The sequence below is a fragment of the Sphingomonas tagetis genome (assembly GCF_024211275.1).
Taxonomy (GTDB): domain Bacteria; phylum Pseudomonadota; class Alphaproteobacteria; order Sphingomonadales; family Sphingomonadaceae; genus Sphingomonas; species Sphingomonas tagetis.
This window is the reverse complement of sequence record NZ_JAMLDX010000004.1, coordinates 156,424-172,234: the sequence shown is the minus strand read 5'-3', so window position 1 is coordinate 172,234 and position 15,811 is coordinate 156,424. Positions and strand designations below refer to the sequence as shown.

The window sequence follows — 15,811 nt, the reverse complement described above, 5'->3', positions numbered from 1 at the left end:
ATCCGCCTGCCATGAAAGCTCCCGACCGCAACGCCCTGATCTTTGAACCGGGCCGCAATTGCTGGCGCGTCGAGCACGCCACCAAGCTGGCGGTCATCATCGATGCCGAAGCCTATTTCCGCGCCGCCCGACAGGCGATGCTCAAGGCCCGGAAGCAGATCCTGCTGATCGGCTGGGACTTCGACGCGCGCATCATGCTGACGCATGACGATCCGCCCGACCATCCCGAGGCCCCGCGCGAGGTCGGCGCGTTCATCAGCTGGCTGATCGCGCGCGATCCGCAGCTTCAGGTCCATATCCTGCGCTGGGACCTCGGCGCGCTCAAGACGATCTTCCGCGGCAAGACGTTCCGCACCCTGCTCAAATGGCGGTTCGATGCGCAGGTCCATCTCAAGCTCGACGCCACCCACCCGCCCGGAGCGTCGCATCACCAGAAGATCGTGGTGATCGACGATTGCGTTGCCTTTTGCGGCGGCATCGACATGACGCTGTCACGCTGGGACACGCGCGATCATTCCGACCAGTGCAGCCGCACCGATCCCGACGGCTGCGACTATATGCCCTGGCACGACGCCACCACGGCGATTCAAGGCCCGGCCGCCCGCGCGCTCGGCGAACTGTGCCGCGACCGCTGGCACCGCGCCGGCGGCGCGCCGGTCGCCGCGCCCGAGGTCGACAATGAATGCTGGCCCGAATGCCTGACACCAGACTTCACCGGCACGCGCGTCGCGATCGCCCGCACCCAGCCCGAAATGCCGCACGAGGACGCGATCCGCGAGATCGAATCGCTCTATGTCGACCTGATCGCCACCGCACGCCGCCACATCTATGCCGAGAGCCAGTATTTCGCCTCGCGCCGCATCGCCGAGGCGATGGCGCAGCGGCTCGCCGAACCCGACGGCGCCGAAATCGTCGTGATAAACCCGGCGCAGGCCGATGGCTGGCTCGAGCAGGAAGCGATGGACACGGCCCGTGCGCGGCTGTTCCAGACACTGAAGCAGCGCGATCCGCACGACCGGCTGCGAATCTACCACCCGATCACGCGATCCGGGCAGCCGATCTACGTCCATGCCAAGATCCTGGTGATCGACGACCGCGTGCTGCGCGTCGGCTCGTCCAATTTCAACAACCGCTCGCTCGGACTCGACACCGAATGCGACGTCGCGCTCGCCGCCACCGAGGACGCCACGGCGGCGCGCATCGCCGGTATCCGCAACAGCCTGATCGCCGAACATCTCGGCCTCGACACCGTCACCGTCGCGGACAGCATCGCCCGCACCGGCTCGCTCATCGCCACGATCGATTCGCTGCGCACCAGCGGGCGAACGCTGCGCGACTATGAAGTGCCCGATCTCGCCACGGTCGAAGCCTGGCTCGCCGACAACCAGTTGCTCGACTCAGGCGCGGAAACCACGTTCGAAGCGATGTCGAAGGGGGGCCTGCTTCGCCATTTCGGCGGCTAGCGCGGTTCCGGCGGCTCGCGATAGGCCGTCCAGGTGTGATTCTCGCGGATCAGCGAAGGCACCGGCCGCCCTCTGCCATTTAGCGACGGACGAAAGCGAAAGCGCTCGCGAATCAGCCTGCAGGTCCACGCGTCGAGCTGGGCATTGCCGCTCGACCCGACCACGTCGCATTCCGGCACGCGCCCATCGACCGCCACCACATACAGCACCGTGACTCGTCCGCCGATGCCGGCATCGGACAGATTCTCCGGATAGTCGCGGTTGCTGATCCGCCCGCGAATCTGCCGCGGCGGCGTCGCGTCACGATCGCCCGCGCCGTCTCCGTCGCCATCACCGCCACCGCCAAAGCCGTCGCCCTCACCACCGGCGCCGGTCCCCGGCCCCGCGACCGGGGCCGCTCCGCTGGTCGCCTGCACGCCATCGGCTGCCTTCTCCGCGACCGTCATCACCGGCGGCACCGGAATCGGCACAACCGGCACCGGCGCCTGCACCTCCGTCGCCCGCGAGCGCAGATTCGGCGGTGCCGCGGCGCCCGACGGCCGCGTGTTGCGCTGGGGCATGCGCTCGGACTTCTTCTTCGCCTCGGGCCGATCCGGCGTCACCTCGAACAGCGCGACATCCTCGTCGGGCACGGCCAGCTGCTCGCGCACCGCCAGCCCCAGCACCAGCGCCGCGCCGAGGATAGCCGTCATCCCCAGCGCCGCCGCCGCGCCGCCAATCCGCTCACGCGGAGTCGAGAGAGTCATCGTCGTCATGCGGGTAAAAACGCACAAACCCCCTGAACTGATGCTTGATCAGGGTGACGAATGCGCTCTGCCCCGCTATGCGCGCCCGCATGACCGCAATCACCCCCGAGATCGTCGCCGAGCACGGCCTGTCCCCTGAGGAATATGAGCGCGTCCTGCACGCCATGGGCCGCGAGCCCAACCTCACCGAGCTCGGCATCTTCTCGGTCATGTGGTCGGAGCATTGCTCGTACAAATCGAGCCGCATCCACCTCAAGAAGCTCCCGACCGAAGCCCCCTGGGTGATCTGCGGCCCCGGCGAGAATGCCGGCGTGATCGATATCGGCGACGGCCAGGCCGCCATCTTCAAGATGGAGAGCCACAACCACCCGAGCTACATCGAACCCTATCAGGGTGCCGCGACCGGCGTCGGCGGCATCCTGCGCGACGTCTTCACCATGGGCGCACGCCCGGTCGCCAACATGAACGCGCTGCGCTTCGGCCGCCCCGACCACCCCAAGATGAAGCATCTCATCGCCGGCGTGGTCCATGGCATCGGCGGCTATGGCAATTGCGTCGGCGTTCCCACGGTCGGTGGCGAGGTCAATTTCCACAAGGCCTATGACGGCAACATCCTGGTCAACGCGATGACCGTGGGCGTCGCACAGACGGACAAGATCTTCTATTCGGCGGCCTCGGGCGTCGGCAATCCGATCGTCTATGTCGGCTCCAAGACCGGCCGCGACGGCATCCATGGCGCGACCATGGCGAGCGCCGATTTCGGCGAGGATGCCGACGCCAAACGCCCGACCGTGCAGGTCGGCGACCCCTTCACCGAAAAGCTGCTGATCGAGGCGTGCCTCGAACTCATGGCGTCCGACGCGATCGTCGCGATCCAGGACATGGGCGCCGCGGGCCTCACCTCCTCCAGCGTCGAGATGGCGTCGAAGGGCGGCGTCGGCATCGAGCTGATCATGGACGACGTTCCCCAGCGCGAAACCGGCATGACCCCCTATGAGATGATGCTGAGCGAGAGCCAGGAGCGCATGCTCATGGTGCTCAAGCCCGGCCGCGAGGCATTCGCCGAAGCGATCTTCCGCAAATGGGAGCTCGACTTCGCCGTCATCGGCACCGTCACCGAAACCGGCCGCATGGTGCTCAAGTGGAAGGGCGAGACCGTCGCCGACATCCCGCTCGCACCACTCGCCGACGAAGCCCCGCTCTACGACCGCCCGCACGTCCCGACGCCCAAGCCCGCGGAGCTGACCGACGAGCCCGAATCGACCGACATTGCTGCCGACCTGCTCGCGCTGATGGCCTCGCCCGACATCGCCTCGCGCCGCTGGATCTGGGAACAATATGACCACATGGTCGGCGCCGATACCGTCCAGCGCCCGGGTGGCGACGCGGCGGTCGTCCGCGTCCATGGCACGCAAAAGGGCCTCGCGATCACCACCGATTGTACCCCGCGCTACTGCTTCGCCGACCCGGTCGAGGGCGGGAAGCAGGCGGTCGCGGAAACCTGGCGCAACCTCACCGCCGTCGGCGCCACGCCGCTCGCGATCACCAACTGCCTCAACTTCGCCAACCCGCAGCGGCCCGAGATCATGGGCCAGATCGTCGGCTGTCTCGAGGGCATGGGCGAGGCCTGCCGCGCGCTCGACTATCCGATCGTGTCGGGCAACGTCAGCCTCTACAATGAATCCAAGGCGACCGGCGGCGGCTCAGCGATCCTCCCCACTCCCGCGATCGGCGGCGTCGGCATTCTCGCCGACTGGTCGAAGTCGATGACGATCGCGTTCAAGGCGACCGGCGACGCGATCATCGCGGTCGGCGAGCGCGGCGGCCATCTCGGCCAGTCGATCTGGCTGCGCGAACGCCACGGCCGCGAGGAAGGTCCGCCCCCGCCCGTCGACCTGCGCGCCGAAAAGCGCACCGGCGACTTCATCCGCGCGTGCATCGACCGCGGTCTCGTCAACGCGGTGCATGACGTCTCGGACGGCGGCGTCGCCGTGACGCTCGCCGAAATGGCGCTCGCCAGCGGCATTGGCGCGATGGTCGATCAGGCGCAGCCGTTCGGCGTCGCCGGCAGCTTCTTCGGCGAGGACCAAGGCCTCTACATCGTCACCGTGCCCGACGAAGCGCTCACCGAGTTCCTCACCGCCGCGTCGCAAGCCGACGTCCCTGCGGATCCGATGGGCCGCACGATCAAGGACAGGCTGATCTTCGAACTCGACGAAGGCGACTGGTGCGTCAGCCTGACCGACCTGCGCGAGGCGCATGAGGGCTTCTTCCCGGCGCTGATGGGGCCTGAGGCGGCGGTCGCCTGAAACAGAGCGCCCAATAGCAACAACCGTCACCCCGGCCTTGTGCCGGGGGCCACTGCGCCTCTTGCAATGCCATCCGGTCTCTCGCCCCTCGCCTGCCGCCCGGTGGGCCCCGGCACAGGGCCGGGGCGACGGCGGTGAGACTGGCGCTGTTTCCGCCAAACCCTTTTCCTACACCGCCAATCTGTGCCACCCTCCGGCCTCCACGGTCACGGCTCGCCGCCGTTCCGCGGACTCGCGCGTTGATGTCGAGACCTTTGTGACTTTCTGAACGAAATCGGGAGGAACGACGACCAATGCCCGCCGGCTATTCCACCACCCCGCTCGCCGAAAAGCTCGGCTTCAAACCCGGCATGCGCGTTTTCATCGCCGACATGCCGGGCAGCGTGCGCGACGAGATCGCGCTCGACCATCTCGGCCTCGAACTGCTCGCTGGACCGTGCACCGGCATCGACGCCGCGCACATCTTCGTCACCGCGCGCGAACGGCTCGACTGCGAAGTCAAGGCGCTGCGCCAGCTGATCGCGCCCGGCGGCTTCATCTGGGTTTCCTGGCCCAAAAAGGCCGCCAAGGTCGAAACCGACGTCACCGAGGATGTCGTGCGCGAAGTGGCATTGCCCACCGGTCTGGTCGATGTGAAGGTGTGCGCGGTCGACGAGACCTGGTCGGGCCTCAAGCTGATGATCCGCAAGGAATTACGCTGACCGGACACGGGAGGGGGAAATGGGCAACTGGAGCACCCGACGGCGCATCGCCGCCGCCACATTGGTCGCGGGCACGCTCGACATCCTCGCTGCGACCGGCCTGACGCTGGCCTATGGCCGCAAGGTCGATGCGATGCTGCGCTACGTCGCATCCGGCCCCTTTCCCGGCGCGAAGGACATGGGCCGCGCCGGTGCGGTCCTGGGCCTCGCTGTTCATTTCACGCTGATGGCGATCATGGCGGCGATCTTCGTCCTCGCCGCCGATCGGATGCCGCAGCTCAAGGCAAAGCCGGTCACATGGGGCGTGATCTACGGCCTGGTCACCTATGCCGCGATGAACCTGATCATCGTGCCACTGCGCTTCGGCGCCTTCCCATCGAGCGCCGTCGGCATTGCCAGCCAGCTCTTCTGCCACATCGTGCTGGTCGGCCTGCCGATCGCGCTGATCGCACGGCGCTGAGGCGATGACGGCCGGCGACCGCATCCTGACGCTCGACACCGTGCGCGGCGTCGCGGTGATGGGCATTCTCTTGCTCAACATCATCGCCTTTTCGATGCCCGCGCCCGCCTATTTCAACCCCGCGGCTTATGGCGGCAGCACCGGCGCGGATCTCGCGGTGTGGCTCGCCAATTTCACCTTCTTCGACGGAAAGATGCGCGGCCTCTTCTCCTTCCTGTTCGGCGCGTCGATGCTGCTGGTGATCGACCGCGCTGAGGCCAGGGGCGAGAGCGCTGCCCGCGTGCACTACGCCCGCATGGTCTGGCTGCTCGTTTTCGGTCTCGTCCATATGTGGCTGATCTGGTGGGGCGATATTCTCAGCCATTATGCGCTGATCGGCATGATCGCCTTTCTGTTCCGCAAGATGCGCGTGTCGCAGATGATCGGGCTCGGCATCGCATTGCTGTTCGTCGAGCTGGTCGCGACCAGCTTCATTCCGATCACCGTCACGATGGCGCAGGCCGATCCCGGCAACAAGGACCTCGCGGACGCCTTGCGCGCGCTCAACAAGGGCTTCGGCACCCCGCCCGCCGCGTGGATCACCGAACAGATCGCGTTGCACCGGGGCTCGTGGTGGAGCATCGCCGTCCACCGCTTCAAGGATATGCAGATCATGCCGGTGTTGGGTCTGGTCCAGTTCGGCTGGGAGACCCTTGCCTATATGCTGTTCGGCATGGCCGGCCTGCGCAGCGGCATGCTGACCGGCAGCTGGGACCGCGCGCGCTACCTCAAATGGGCCGCGACTGGCCTCGGCATCGCCCTCCCCGTCTATGCGTTGATCGCGGCGTGGATCGTGTCGCAGCAGTTCAGCTTGCTCGCGGTCACTGCCGGCGTGATGCCCGCGACCGTGCCGTTCCGTCCGCTGGCGATTGTGGGCTGGGCGAGCCTGCTCATCCTGCTCATGCGTCCCGGCGCCTTTCTCACCACACGCGTCGCCGCGGCAGGCCGCATGGCCTTCTCCAATTATCTCGGCACCGGCCTGATCTGCACCACGCTCTTCTACGGCTATGGGCTCGGCTGGTTCGGGGAAATGTCGCGGGCCGAAGTCTATCTGGTCGTGTTCGCAGTGTGGGCGGGCATGCTGATCTGGTCGAAGCCGTGGCTCGATCGATTCGCCTACGGCCCGCTCGAATGGCTGTGGCGCAGCCTGTCGCGCGGGCAGCTGCAGCCGATATGCCGCATCGCACATACGTGATCTATTGCGAACGCCACGCAATAACCATTGCGAATCACTCTCATTCGCCATATCTGTTGCGAACAGCGAGAGGGTTCCGATGGTCGTCTGCGTTTGCAATGCGATTCGCGAGAAGGATGTGCGGGCGGCGGCGCGTGATGGCGCGATGAGCGCCTGCCAGGCCTATCGCGCGCTCGGCCGCCAGGCGAAATGCGGGCAATGCGTCCCGTTCGCGCGAGCCATTATCGACGCCGAGCGCGCTGCTGCCTAGCGTTCGCAACTGCGGAAACCCGCAGAAAACAGCCATTTTTCCGGCTGTCCTACACCGTTCACGACCGCTATGATCGCGTCCGAAACAACATGAGGCGCACGCCATGAAGGGCGACCAGAAGGTCATCGAATATCTCAACGAGGTGCTCAAGAACGAGCTGACCGCGATCAACCAATATTGGCTGCACTACCGCATGCTCGACCATTGGGGCGTCAAGAAGCTCGCCGAGTTCGAGCGGCACGAGTCGATCGACGAGATGAAGCATGCCGACATGGTGTCAGAGCGCATCCTGTTCCTCGACGGCCTGCCCAATTTCCAGCTGCTCGGCCGGCTACGCATCGGCGAGACGGTCGAGGAGGTGCTCAAGGCCGACCTCGACCTCGAATATGAGGCAGTCGTCGTGCTCAAGGACGCGATCGCCCACAGCGAGACGGTCCGCGACTATGTCAGCCGCGACCTGTTCCAGAAGATCCTCGACAGCGAGGAGGAGCATATCGACACGCTGGAAACCCAGTTCGAGATGATCGAACGCATGGGCATCCAGAATTATGTGCAGCTCAATTCGAAGCCCGAAGAGGCGTAATCAACCCGCGCGGCGTCCGAAGGCCGGGCGCCGCTCGACCAGCGGGTTGGCTTCACGCTCCAGCAGCGCCAGCGTCGCGTTGAACAACGGCCGTAGCCGCACGACATGCTCCAGCGCTTCGCTCGGCTCGTAGCGGTTCTCGACACACTGCCGCGCGATCGCCTCGATCGCCTCGGCGCATTCCGCCAGCGGCTCGGCCCCGAACTGATGCGCCTCGCCTTTCAGCGTATGCGCGGGAATCACGAGCGCGGCGGCATTGTTGCCGCGCATCGCGTCCTCGATCCGCTCGAGCGACTTGACGCCGTCCTCGTGGAAATAGCCCAGGATACGCACGAAATTCGCGCCCAGCTCGGTACGAGCCTGCGAAAATGCGGTCCAGTCAACCAGCGCGTCCCGATCCTGCGTCGCCATTCATACCCTCCCGCGGCATGCGGATTGGTGTTACGATTATGGCCAAGACGTAAACGTCCGGTTGACGCCGCCCGAACGAAAGATCGGAATTGGCTGTTTTCAGCAACTTCGTGGCCGTTCCTGTGCCGCGGCGAGGCGCGCGCGTCAGTCCTTGTCGAACGGGTTCTTAGACGGCCGCATCGTCAGCCGCACCGGTACCGCCCCGAAATCGAACTCCTTGCGCATCGAATTGACCAGATAGCGCTCATAGCTCTGCGGCAGCAGATCGACTCGCGTGCCGAACAGGATGAAGCTCGGCGGCCGCGTCTTGGCTTGCGTGACGTAACGCGGCTTGATCCGCTTGCCGCCGGGCGCGGGCGGCGGATTGGCCTCGATTGCGCGCTCGAACCAGCGGTTGAGCTGGCCGGTGGTGATCCGCCGCGACCACGCCTCGCGCGTCTCGAACGCCACCTTGATCAGCGTATCCAGCCCCTTGCCGGTCGCGCCCGACACGGTCAGCAGCGGCACGCCCTTGACCTGCGCCAGCCCCTCATCGAGCGCGCCCTTGACCCCGTTGAACAGGCTCGAGGCATTCTCGGCGATGTCCCATTTGTTGAGTGCGATCACCAGCGCGCGGCCTTCCTGAAGCACCTTGTCGGCGATCTTGAGGTCCTGCACCTCGAGCCCGCGCGTGGCGTCGAGCAGCAGCACCACGACCTCGGCGAAATCGACCGCGCGCAACGCGTCCTGGACCGACAGCGATTCGAGCTTCTCCTGCACCTTGGCGCGCTTGCGCATCCCCGCGGTGTCGATCAGCCGCACCGGGCGCATCTTGCCCTCGAAATCCTCCCACAGCCATTCGATCGCGATCGAATCGCGCGTAATGCCGGCTTCAGGGCCGGTAATCAGCCGGTCCTGACCGATCAGCCGGTTGATCAGCGTCGACTTGCCTGCGTTCGGCCGTCCCACCACCGCCAGCTTGAGCGGCGCGTCAGGCGAGTCGGCGTCCTCCTCCGCTTCCTCTTCCTCGCGGTCGATATAGGGCAGCAGCGCCTCGAACAGGTCGGCGATGCCCTCGCCATGCTCGGCCGAAAACGGCACCGGATCGCCGAGCCCCAGCGCCATCGCCTCGTGAATGCCCGGTTCGGCCGCGCGCCCCTCGGCCTTGTTCGCCAGCAGCACGATCGGCGTGCCCGAACTGCGCAGCCAGCGCGCGACTTCCTCGTCGAGCGGCGTGATGCCGGCGCGCGCATCGATCATGAACAAGGCGACGTCAGCCTCGCGCACCGCCGATTCGGTCTGCGCACGCATCCGCCCCGGCAGCGTCGCGGGGTCCTCATCCTCATAGCCAGCGGTGTCGAACACCCGAAAGGGCACACCGAGCAGATCGGCGTCGCCCTCGCGCCGGTCGCGCGTCACCCCCGGCTGATCGTCGACCAGCGCAAGGCGCTTGCCGACGAGCCGATTGAACAGGGTCGATTTGCCGACGTTGGGCCGGCCGATGATCGCAACAGTAGGACGCATCCGCGCCCTCTACCGCATGCAATCGTTCAGCGATAGGCGGAGAGCTTGCCCTTGTCGGTCAGCACGTAAACCGTGTTGTTCGCCACGATCGGGCTCAGGCTCACCGGCCCGTCCAGCTCGATCGCCGTGCCGAGGCTGCCGTCCGTCGGCGAGGCCGAGACCAGCTCGCCGCGCGAATTGGCCAGCCACAGCCGGTCGCCGGCCAGCACTGGCCCGGTCCAACTGATCGCACCGTTCTTCTTCTCTTCGTTGCGCCAGCCGCGAAGCTGCGAGATCCAGCGGATCTTGCCGGTGCCGCGCGCGATTGCGATCAGGCGAGCATCGTCGGTGACCAGGAACAGCCACTCGCCCGCGACCCACGGGGTGGAGATGCCCGCGACATTCTGCTCCCACAGCCGCTGGCCGGTGGCGAGCTCGATCGCCGCCATGCGCCCGCCTTGCCCGACCGCATAGACGCGGCCCTGGTCGATCACCGGCTCGGCGTCGATATCGGCCAGGCTCGACACCGAGGTCGAGATGGTCGAGCGCGACAGCGTGTCGGACCACAAGGAACGGCCATTCTCGTAACGATAAGCACCGAGTTCGCCCGACGAATAGCCGACCACGACCGTGCCCTGCGCCGAAGCGGGCGCCGCCACGCCGAACACGCCCTGCGATTCGAGCGTGCCCGACTGCTGCCAGATCACCGATCCGTCGGTCTGCGAGAGCGCGAACATCTGATTGTCCTGGCTCAGCACATAGACGTTGCCGCTCGCCACCGTCGGCGCGCCGCGCAGTGGGCCACCCGGCTTGACGCGCCACGTCTCTGCGCCGTTCGCCGCGTCGATCGCCACCACTTCGCCGAGCCCGGTGGTCGCGAACACGCGCGTTCCGTCGACGCTCACGCCGCCGCCGAACGCGGCGTTGCGGTTCTCCTTGCCCTTGGTGGTTTCGAGCCGCCACTTCTCGCCGCCGCCCTGCGCGTCATAGGCATGGACCACCGCATCGGTGTCCATCACGTACAGCGTGCCGCCGGCAACCACCGGCGAGGCGGCGAGCCGCGCGCGGCCGGTCGATCCGGCGATGCTCGCGCCCCATGCGCGCGCCGGCGCCGCGGCCAGCGTCAGATGCCCCATCGACTTGGCGGGATTGCCGCCCGGCTGGGTCCAGTCGGCATTGGTCGCCGCGGGCGGCAGCACCACGGCGACGTCGGCGATCGTCTTGTCCGCGACGATGCCGGTCTCAGCCGCCAGGATCGGTACGCGCTGCCCCAGGACCGGGGTCTTGTCGCCCTTGCCCTTGAAGATGCCGCACGCGCTCAGCGCCGCCAGTGCCGCGATCGCGACGGGTACTCGAACCGACTTCATCATTTCGCCTTCTTGTCCTCACCCTGATCCACGATCGCATCGACCCCGAGTACGCCGGCCATCTGAACCGCGCGTTGACGGATCGAGCGCGGGACGCTCTCGTCTTTCGCAATTTCACCATAGAGCTTGCCGGCATCGCCGCGCTTGCCCTGCCGCAGATACGCGGTCGCAACCAATTCGCCCGCGCTGCCGAACCAGATGCCACCCTTGACGGCCAGCCCCTTCAGCCGCTCGACCACCTGCTCGGGCTTCAGCGTGTCATATTCGGCCGAGGTCTGGCGGATCAGCGCGAGGTCACGGAACTCCTGGGCAAGCCCGGTGTCGCCCGCAATTCCGCCCAGGATCGCTGCCGCGCCCTTGAGGTCGTTCTTCTGCAGCAGCACATCGGCCTGGGTGAAGCGCGCCATCGCGTTGAACCCGTCCGAGCTCGACTGCGCCAGCTCCTTGAGCGGCGCCTCGGTCTCCTGCACCTTGTTCTCGCTCAGCGCCTTGAACGCCGCCTTGAACTTCTCGCCCTCTTCGCCGCGCCGCGTGTCGCTATGGCTCTGCCAATAGAGGAAACCGGCAAAGGCGAGCAGCCCGGCGATCACGGCGCCGATGATCCAGCGCCCGTAATTGCGCCAGACGTGCAGCGCCTGATCCTTGCGCAGCTCTTCGTCGACCTCGCGCAGAAAGGCTTCGTTGCTCTGGGGGCTCAGCGCCAAGGGTAACTCCGTGGGATGAAAGGGGGTCGCGGGCGCGGACCTTAGCCGCGTCACCTGAGAAACGAAAGCGATCAGTCCTTGGGCTTGTAGACCTGCTCGTCACCCGGAAAACTCCGGGCGCGCACCGCGGCGGCATAGCTCTCGACCGCGGCGGAAATGCGGCCAGCCAGGTCGTCGAACTTCTTCACGAAACGCGGCGTGCGCTCGAACATCCCCAGCATGTCCTCGGTCACCAGCACCTGCCCGTCGCACTGGTTCGACGCACCGATGCCGATGATCGGGCACGAAACCGCCGCGACGATCTCGTTCGCCAGCGTCTCGACCACGCCCTCGGCGACGATCGCGAACGCCCCTGCTTCGGCCACCGCCTTCGCGTCGCCGATGATCTTGGCATATTCGGCATTGCCGCGCCCGCGCGCGCCATAGCCACCCAGCGCGTTGACCGCCTGCGGCGTCAGCCCGACATGCCCCATCACCGGAATGCCGCGGCGGGTGAGGAACGCGACCGTCTCGGCCATCGCCTCGCCGCCCTCCAGCTTGACGCCCGCCGCGCCGGTCTCGGCCATGATGCGCGAAGCGGATTCGAACGCCTGTTGCGGGCTGCCCTCATAGCTGCCGAACGGCATGTCGATGATGACGACGGCGTGATAGCTGCCGCGCACCACCGCCGCGCCGTGCGCACACATCATGTCGAGCGTCACCGCCAGCGTAGAGGGCAGGCCGTAAATCACCTGCCCCAGGCTGTCGCCGACCAGCAGCAAGTCGCAATGCGGATCGAGCAATTGCGCCATCCGCGCGGTGTACGCGGTCAGCATCACCACCGGATCCTTGCCCTTGCGGTTCTGGATCGCGGGAATGGTCAGCCGCTTCATCGGCGCCGGGGTTGGCGTCGCGCGGCTGGTCGATGTGTCGATCGTGAAGGTCGTGGACATGGCGCGCTCTTACGCGGTGCTATCGCGCCATGCCACCGTTTAGCGCAGCCAGCCGCTCTTGCTCGCCTTGTTCGCGACGTAGAGCTGGATCGCCTGCATCACGAAGATGAAGGCCGGGAAATAGGTCACCCACGCGCCTTTGACCGCGATGATGTCGGTCGCGAGGAACATCCACCCGAACTGGATCACCACCAGGATCAGCGACAGCGCCGAAAGCAGTACTGCCCAGCTGCGCCTGAGGAACAGCCCGATCGCGCCGAGCAGGCCGCACGCGACCGCTCCGATATAAACCAGGTTCAGCCACATCGGCATCGCGGCATAGAGCTTGCGGTCATAGTCGGTCGCATCCGGCCCCGGCCCGATGCCGAAATGCATGTAGAGCGACGCGCACCCCATCAGCCCCCACAGGATCAGGACGATCGCCGCGACCTTGAACCAGGCGGGCGGATTGGACGGGAAACTGCTAGCCATCGGACCTCTCCCCAAGACCGTTCGATAGCGCGCAGCCTATCCTAAATCAGCGATTTGCCAATCATTTCGTTAGAGCAACGTCGAGGCCCATTCGTCTGGCTTGAATCCGACCAATATGCCCCCCGGCACCTCGACCACCGGCCGCTTGATCAGCGATGGGTTGGCGACCATCAGCCGCAGCGCCTTGGCCTCGTCGATATCGGCCTTGTCGGCCTCGTCGAGCTTGCGGAAGGTCGTACCGGCACGGTTGAGCAGCTTCTCCCACCCCACCATATGCGCCCAGCGCGCCAGCCGCGCGGAATCGACGCCTTCCTTCTTATAGTCGTGGAAGGTGTAGGCGATCGATTGGCCATCGAGCCAGGTCCGCGCCTTCTTCACCGTGTCGCAGTTCGGGATGCCATAGAATGCGATGCTCACCGGCTCACTCCCACTCAATCGTCCCCGGCGGCTTCGACGTATAGTCATAGACCACGCGGTTGACGCCCTTCACCTCGTTGACGATCCGCGTCGCCACGCGCGACAGGAAGCTCGCATCGAACGGATAGATGTCGGCGGTCATGCCATCGGTAGAGGTCACCGCACGCAGCCCGCACACGCTGTCATAGGTGCGGAAATCGCCCATCACGCCGACCGTCTTGACCGGCAGCAGCACCGCGAACGCCTGCCAGATCGCGTCGTACAGACCGGCGTTGCGGATTTCCTCGAGATATACCGCGTCCGCCTTGCGCAATATGTCGCAGCGCTCCTTGGTCACCTCGCCCGGAATGCGGATCGCGAGGCCCGGCCCGGGGAACGGATGCCGCCCGACGAACACGTCCGGCAGCCCCAGCTCGCGGCCCAGCGCGCGCACCTCGTCCTTGAACAGTTCGCGCAGCGGCTCGACCAGCTTCATGTTCATCCGCTCGGGCAGGCCGCCGACATTGTGGTGGCTCTTGATCGTCACCGATGGCCCGCCGGTGAAACTCACGCTCTCGATCACGTCGGGATAGAGCGTCCCCTGCGCGAGGAACTCGGCCCCGCCGATCTTGCGCGCCTCTTCCTCGAACACGTCGATGAAGGTCTTGCCGATGAACTTGCGCTTGGCCTCCGGGTCGGTGACCCCCGCCAGCCCGTTCAGGAACAGCGTCTCGGCGTTCACATGCACCAGCGGGATGTTGTAATGCCCGCGGAACAGCGACACCACCTGATCCGCCTCGCCCGAGCGCATCAGCCCGTGATCGACGAACACGCAAGTCAGCTGCTCGCCGATCGCCTCGTGGATCAGCACCGCCGCCACCGCCGAATCGACGCCGCCCGACAGGCCGCAGATCACGCGGCCCTTGCCGACCTGCTTGCGGATCTCGTCGATCTTGGCCTGGCGGAACTCCGCCATCGTCCAGTCGCCCTTCAGCCCGCAGACATGCCGCACGAAGTTCGCCAGCAGCTTCGCCCCGTCAGGCGTGTGCACCACCTCCATGTGGAATTGCGTCGCGTAATAACGCCGCTTGTCGTCCGCCACGACCGCGAACGGCGAGCCGGGGCTGGTCGCCACCGAGCGGAAGCCCGGCGCCAGCTCGGTCACCTTGTCGCCATGGCTCATCCACACCTGATGCGTCTCGCCCTCGGCCCACAGCCCGTCGAACAGCACGCAGCTGTCCTCGATCTCGATGAACGCCCGCCCGAACTCGCCGCTGTCACCCAGCGTCACGGTGCCACCAAGCTGCTGCATCATCACCTGCTGGCCATAGCAGATGCCCAGGATCGGCAGTCCCGAATCGAAGATTTCCTGCGGCGCGCGCGGCGACCCTTCTTCGAGCACCGAAGCCGGCGAGCCGGACAGGATCACCCCGCCAGGTTTCATCCGCGCGAACGCCTCAGCGGCCATGCTGAAGGGAGCGATTTCGCTATAGACGCCCGCTTCGCGCACGCGCCGCGCGATGAGCTGCGTCACCTGGCTACCGAAATCGACGATGAGGATGGATTCGCCCGGCTGTGTCATGGCCAGCCGATAGGAAGGCGCGCGCCGGGTGTAAAGCCGATCCCGTGCCAGTCATGGTCACCACCGCCTTAACCGCATCCGCAAACCGTTCGGAAGCGCGCAATCCCGTATCGGATGCAACATGCAATCGAACCGGACCCCCCGCCGGATCGGGCTCACGATGCTCGGCGCAGCGCTCCTCCTCGCCGCGCCGGCATCGGCGTCGATCCTCAACTATGTCGGCGAATGCGTGCCGTTCGCGCGCGCCGTGTCGGGCATCCAGATCTGGGGCGACGCCTGGACCTGGTGGAGCCAGGCCGAAAGCAAATACCAGCGCGGCGATACGCCCGAAGTCGGCGCGGTCGTCGCCTTCGCCAGATCGCGCCCGCTCCCGCTCGGCCATGTCGCCGTCGTCAGCCGCGTGATCGAGCCGCGCGTCGTCATGGTCACGCACGCCAACTGGTCGCGCTTCGACGGCAAGCGCGGGATGGTCGAGCAGGACGTGACCCTGCACGACGTCTCGCCGCAGGGCGACTGGAGCCAGGTCAAGGTGTGGTATCGCGACACGCGCGGCCTCGGCAGCACGACCTATCCCGTCCACGGCTTCATCTATGGCCGCCCGGTAGGCGGTGCGAAGGTCGCGCGCGCTCGCACCGCACCCGAGGTCACCGGCCGCGACCCCGATTTTGTCGGCTCATTGATCGACGCCTACGCGCGCTGACTTGCGCGACGCCTCAGCGC

The 15,811-nt window shown here is 66.4% G+C and carries 17 protein-coding genes; 8 read left to right on the top strand and 9 right to left on the bottom strand.

What is annotated here, in order from left to right:
* Positions 1-11 precede the first annotated feature (11 nt).
* Complete coding sequence (locus M9978_RS07275; RefSeq protein WP_254292339.1) at positions 12-1,463, top strand: phospholipase D-like domain-containing protein; 1,452 nt, start codon at positions 12-14, stop codon at positions 1,461-1,463.
* On the opposite strand, the gene M9978_RS07270 is transcribed toward M9978_RS07275, so the two are convergent.
* Positions 1,460-2,218 (bottom strand): TonB family protein, encoded by a 759-nt coding sequence (locus tag M9978_RS07270; RefSeq protein WP_254292338.1) that lies wholly within the window; start codon positions 2,216-2,218, stop codon positions 1,460-1,462. The genes M9978_RS07275 and M9978_RS07270 overlap by 4 nt on opposite strands.
* 80 nt (positions 2,219-2,298) lie before the next feature.
* On the opposite strand from M9978_RS07270, the gene purL reads away from it, so the two are divergent.
* The 6 genes from purL (at position 2,299) to bfr (ending at position 7,746) form a co-directional block, all read left to right on the top strand.
* Complete coding sequence (gene purL / locus M9978_RS07265; RefSeq protein WP_254292337.1) at positions 2,299-4,518, top strand: phosphoribosylformylglycinamidine synthase subunit PurL; 2,220 nt, start codon at positions 2,299-2,301, stop codon at positions 4,516-4,518.
* A 293-nt stretch (positions 4,519-4,811) separates the two neighbouring features.
* Positions 4,812-5,219: a DUF3052 family protein gene (locus M9978_RS07260; protein ID WP_254292336.1), complete on the top strand. Its 408-nt coding sequence runs from the start codon at positions 4,812-4,814 to the stop codon at positions 5,217-5,219.
* Between the two features lie 19 nt (positions 5,220-5,238).
* Positions 5,239-5,679: a hypothetical protein gene (locus tag M9978_RS07255; protein ID WP_254292335.1), complete on the top strand. Its 441-nt coding sequence runs from the start codon at positions 5,239-5,241 to the stop codon at positions 5,677-5,679.
* A gap of 4 nt (positions 5,680-5,683) precedes the next feature.
* Complete coding sequence (locus M9978_RS07250; protein WP_254292334.1) at positions 5,684-6,913, top strand: DUF418 domain-containing protein; 1,230 nt, start codon at positions 5,684-5,686, stop codon at positions 6,911-6,913.
* A 79-nt stretch (positions 6,914-6,992) separates the two neighbouring features.
* Complete coding sequence (locus M9978_RS07245; RefSeq protein ID WP_254292333.1) at positions 6,993-7,163, top strand: (2Fe-2S)-binding protein; 171 nt, start codon at positions 6,993-6,995, stop codon at positions 7,161-7,163.
* A 103-nt stretch (positions 7,164-7,266) separates the two neighbouring features.
* The gene (bfr, locus tag M9978_RS07240) at positions 7,267-7,746 is read left to right on the top strand and encodes a bacterioferritin (protein ID WP_254292332.1); all 480 of its coding nucleotides are present in this window, start codon (positions 7,267-7,269) and stop codon (positions 7,744-7,746) included.
* Here bfr and M9978_RS07235 read toward each other — a convergent pair whose 3' ends face one another.
* From M9978_RS07235 to guaA, 8 genes are all read right to left on the bottom strand, one after another.
* Positions 7,747-8,157, bottom strand: a complete 411-nt coding sequence (locus M9978_RS07235) for an Hpt domain-containing protein (RefSeq protein WP_254292331.1) — start codon at positions 8,155-8,157, stop codon at positions 7,747-7,749.
* Between the two features lie 144 nt (positions 8,158-8,301).
* Positions 8,302-9,660 (bottom strand): ribosome biogenesis GTPase Der, encoded by a 1,359-nt coding sequence (der, locus tag M9978_RS07230; RefSeq protein ID WP_254292330.1) that lies wholly within the window; start codon positions 9,658-9,660, stop codon positions 8,302-8,304.
* A gap of 26 nt (positions 9,661-9,686) precedes the next feature.
* Positions 9,687-11,009: an outer membrane protein assembly factor BamB family protein gene (locus M9978_RS07225; RefSeq protein WP_254292329.1), complete on the bottom strand. Its 1,323-nt coding sequence runs from the start codon at positions 11,007-11,009 to the stop codon at positions 9,687-9,689.
* On the bottom strand, positions 11,006-11,710 hold the full coding sequence (locus M9978_RS07220) for a tetratricopeptide repeat protein (RefSeq protein ID WP_254292328.1): 705 nt from the start codon (positions 11,708-11,710) through the stop codon (positions 11,006-11,008). The genes M9978_RS07225 and M9978_RS07220 overlap by 4 nt, the downstream gene beginning before the upstream one ends.
* Positions 11,711-11,781: 71 nt before the next feature.
* Positions 11,782-12,642, bottom strand: a complete 861-nt coding sequence (gene panB / locus M9978_RS07215) for a 3-methyl-2-oxobutanoate hydroxymethyltransferase (protein WP_254292327.1) — start codon at positions 12,640-12,642, stop codon at positions 11,782-11,784.
* A 39-nt stretch (positions 12,643-12,681) separates the two neighbouring features.
* Complete coding sequence (locus M9978_RS07210; RefSeq protein WP_254292326.1) at positions 12,682-13,113, bottom strand: sugar transporter; 432 nt, start codon at positions 13,111-13,113, stop codon at positions 12,682-12,684.
* 69 nt (positions 13,114-13,182) lie between these two features.
* On the bottom strand, positions 13,183-13,530 hold the full coding sequence (locus M9978_RS07205; RefSeq protein ID WP_254292325.1) for an ArsC family reductase: 348 nt from the start codon (positions 13,528-13,530) through the stop codon (positions 13,183-13,185).
* Between the two features lie 4 nt (positions 13,531-13,534).
* Positions 13,535-15,091 (bottom strand): glutamine-hydrolyzing GMP synthase, encoded by a 1,557-nt coding sequence (guaA, locus tag M9978_RS07200; protein WP_254292324.1) that lies wholly within the window; start codon positions 15,089-15,091, stop codon positions 13,535-13,537.
* Between the two features lie 121 nt (positions 15,092-15,212).
* Here guaA and M9978_RS07195 point away from each other — a divergent pair, with 121 nt between their 5' ends.
* Positions 15,213-15,791 carry a CHAP domain-containing protein gene (locus M9978_RS07195; protein WP_254292323.1) on the top strand — a complete coding sequence of 193 codons (579 nt, stop codon included), beginning with the start codon at positions 15,213-15,215 and terminating at the stop codon, positions 15,789-15,791.
* The last annotated feature ends 20 nt before the right edge of the window (positions 15,792-15,811 follow it).

Excerpts from the sequence above, each read along its gene's own strand:
- M9978_RS07260 (WP_254292336.1), top strand. The coding sequence starts at position 4,812 with ATGCCCGCCGGCTATTCCACCACCCCGCTCGCCGAAAAGCTCGGCTTC.
- M9978_RS07255 (WP_254292335.1), top strand. The coding sequence starts at position 5,239 with ATGGGCAACTGGAGCACCCGACGGCGCATCGCCGCCGCCACATTGGTC.
- M9978_RS07275 (WP_254292339.1), top strand. The coding sequence starts at position 12 with ATGAAAGCTCCCGACCGCAACGCCCTGATCTTTGAACCGGGCCGCAAT.
- bfr (WP_254292332.1), top strand. The coding sequence starts at position 7,267 with ATGAAGGGCGACCAGAAGGTCATCGAATATCTCAACGAGGTGCTCAAG.
- M9978_RS07245 (WP_254292333.1), top strand. The coding sequence starts at position 6,993 with ATGGTCGTCTGCGTTTGCAATGCGATTCGCGAGAAGGATGTGCGGGCG.
- M9978_RS07270 (WP_254292338.1), bottom strand. The coding sequence starts at position 2,218 with ATGACGACGATGACTCTCTCGACTCCGCGTGAGCGGATTGGCGGCGCG.
- M9978_RS07250 (WP_254292334.1), top strand. The coding sequence starts at position 5,684 with ATGACGGCCGGCGACCGCATCCTGACGCTCGACACCGTGCGCGGCGTC.
- M9978_RS07225 (WP_254292329.1), bottom strand. The coding sequence starts at position 11,009 with ATGATGAAGTCGGTTCGAGTACCCGTCGCGATCGCGGCACTGGCGGCG.
- purL (WP_254292337.1), top strand. The coding sequence starts at position 2,299 with ATGACCGCAATCACCCCCGAGATCGTCGCCGAGCACGGCCTGTCCCCT.
- M9978_RS07210 (WP_254292326.1), bottom strand. The coding sequence starts at position 13,113 with ATGGCTAGCAGTTTCCCGTCCAATCCGCCCGCCTGGTTCAAGGTCGCG.
- der (WP_254292330.1), bottom strand. The coding sequence starts at position 9,660 with ATGCGTCCTACTGTTGCGATCATCGGCCGGCCCAACGTCGGCAAATCG.
- panB (WP_254292327.1), bottom strand. The coding sequence starts at position 12,642 with ATGTCCACGACCTTCACGATCGACACATCGACCAGCCGCGCGACGCCA.
- M9978_RS07195 (WP_254292323.1), top strand. The coding sequence starts at position 15,213 with ATGCAATCGAACCGGACCCCCCGCCGGATCGGGCTCACGATGCTCGGC.
- guaA (WP_254292324.1), bottom strand. The coding sequence starts at position 15,091 with ATGACACAGCCGGGCGAATCCATCCTCATCGTCGATTTCGGTAGCCAG.
- M9978_RS07235 (WP_254292331.1), bottom strand. The coding sequence starts at position 8,157 with ATGGCGACGCAGGATCGGGACGCGCTGGTTGACTGGACCGCATTTTCG.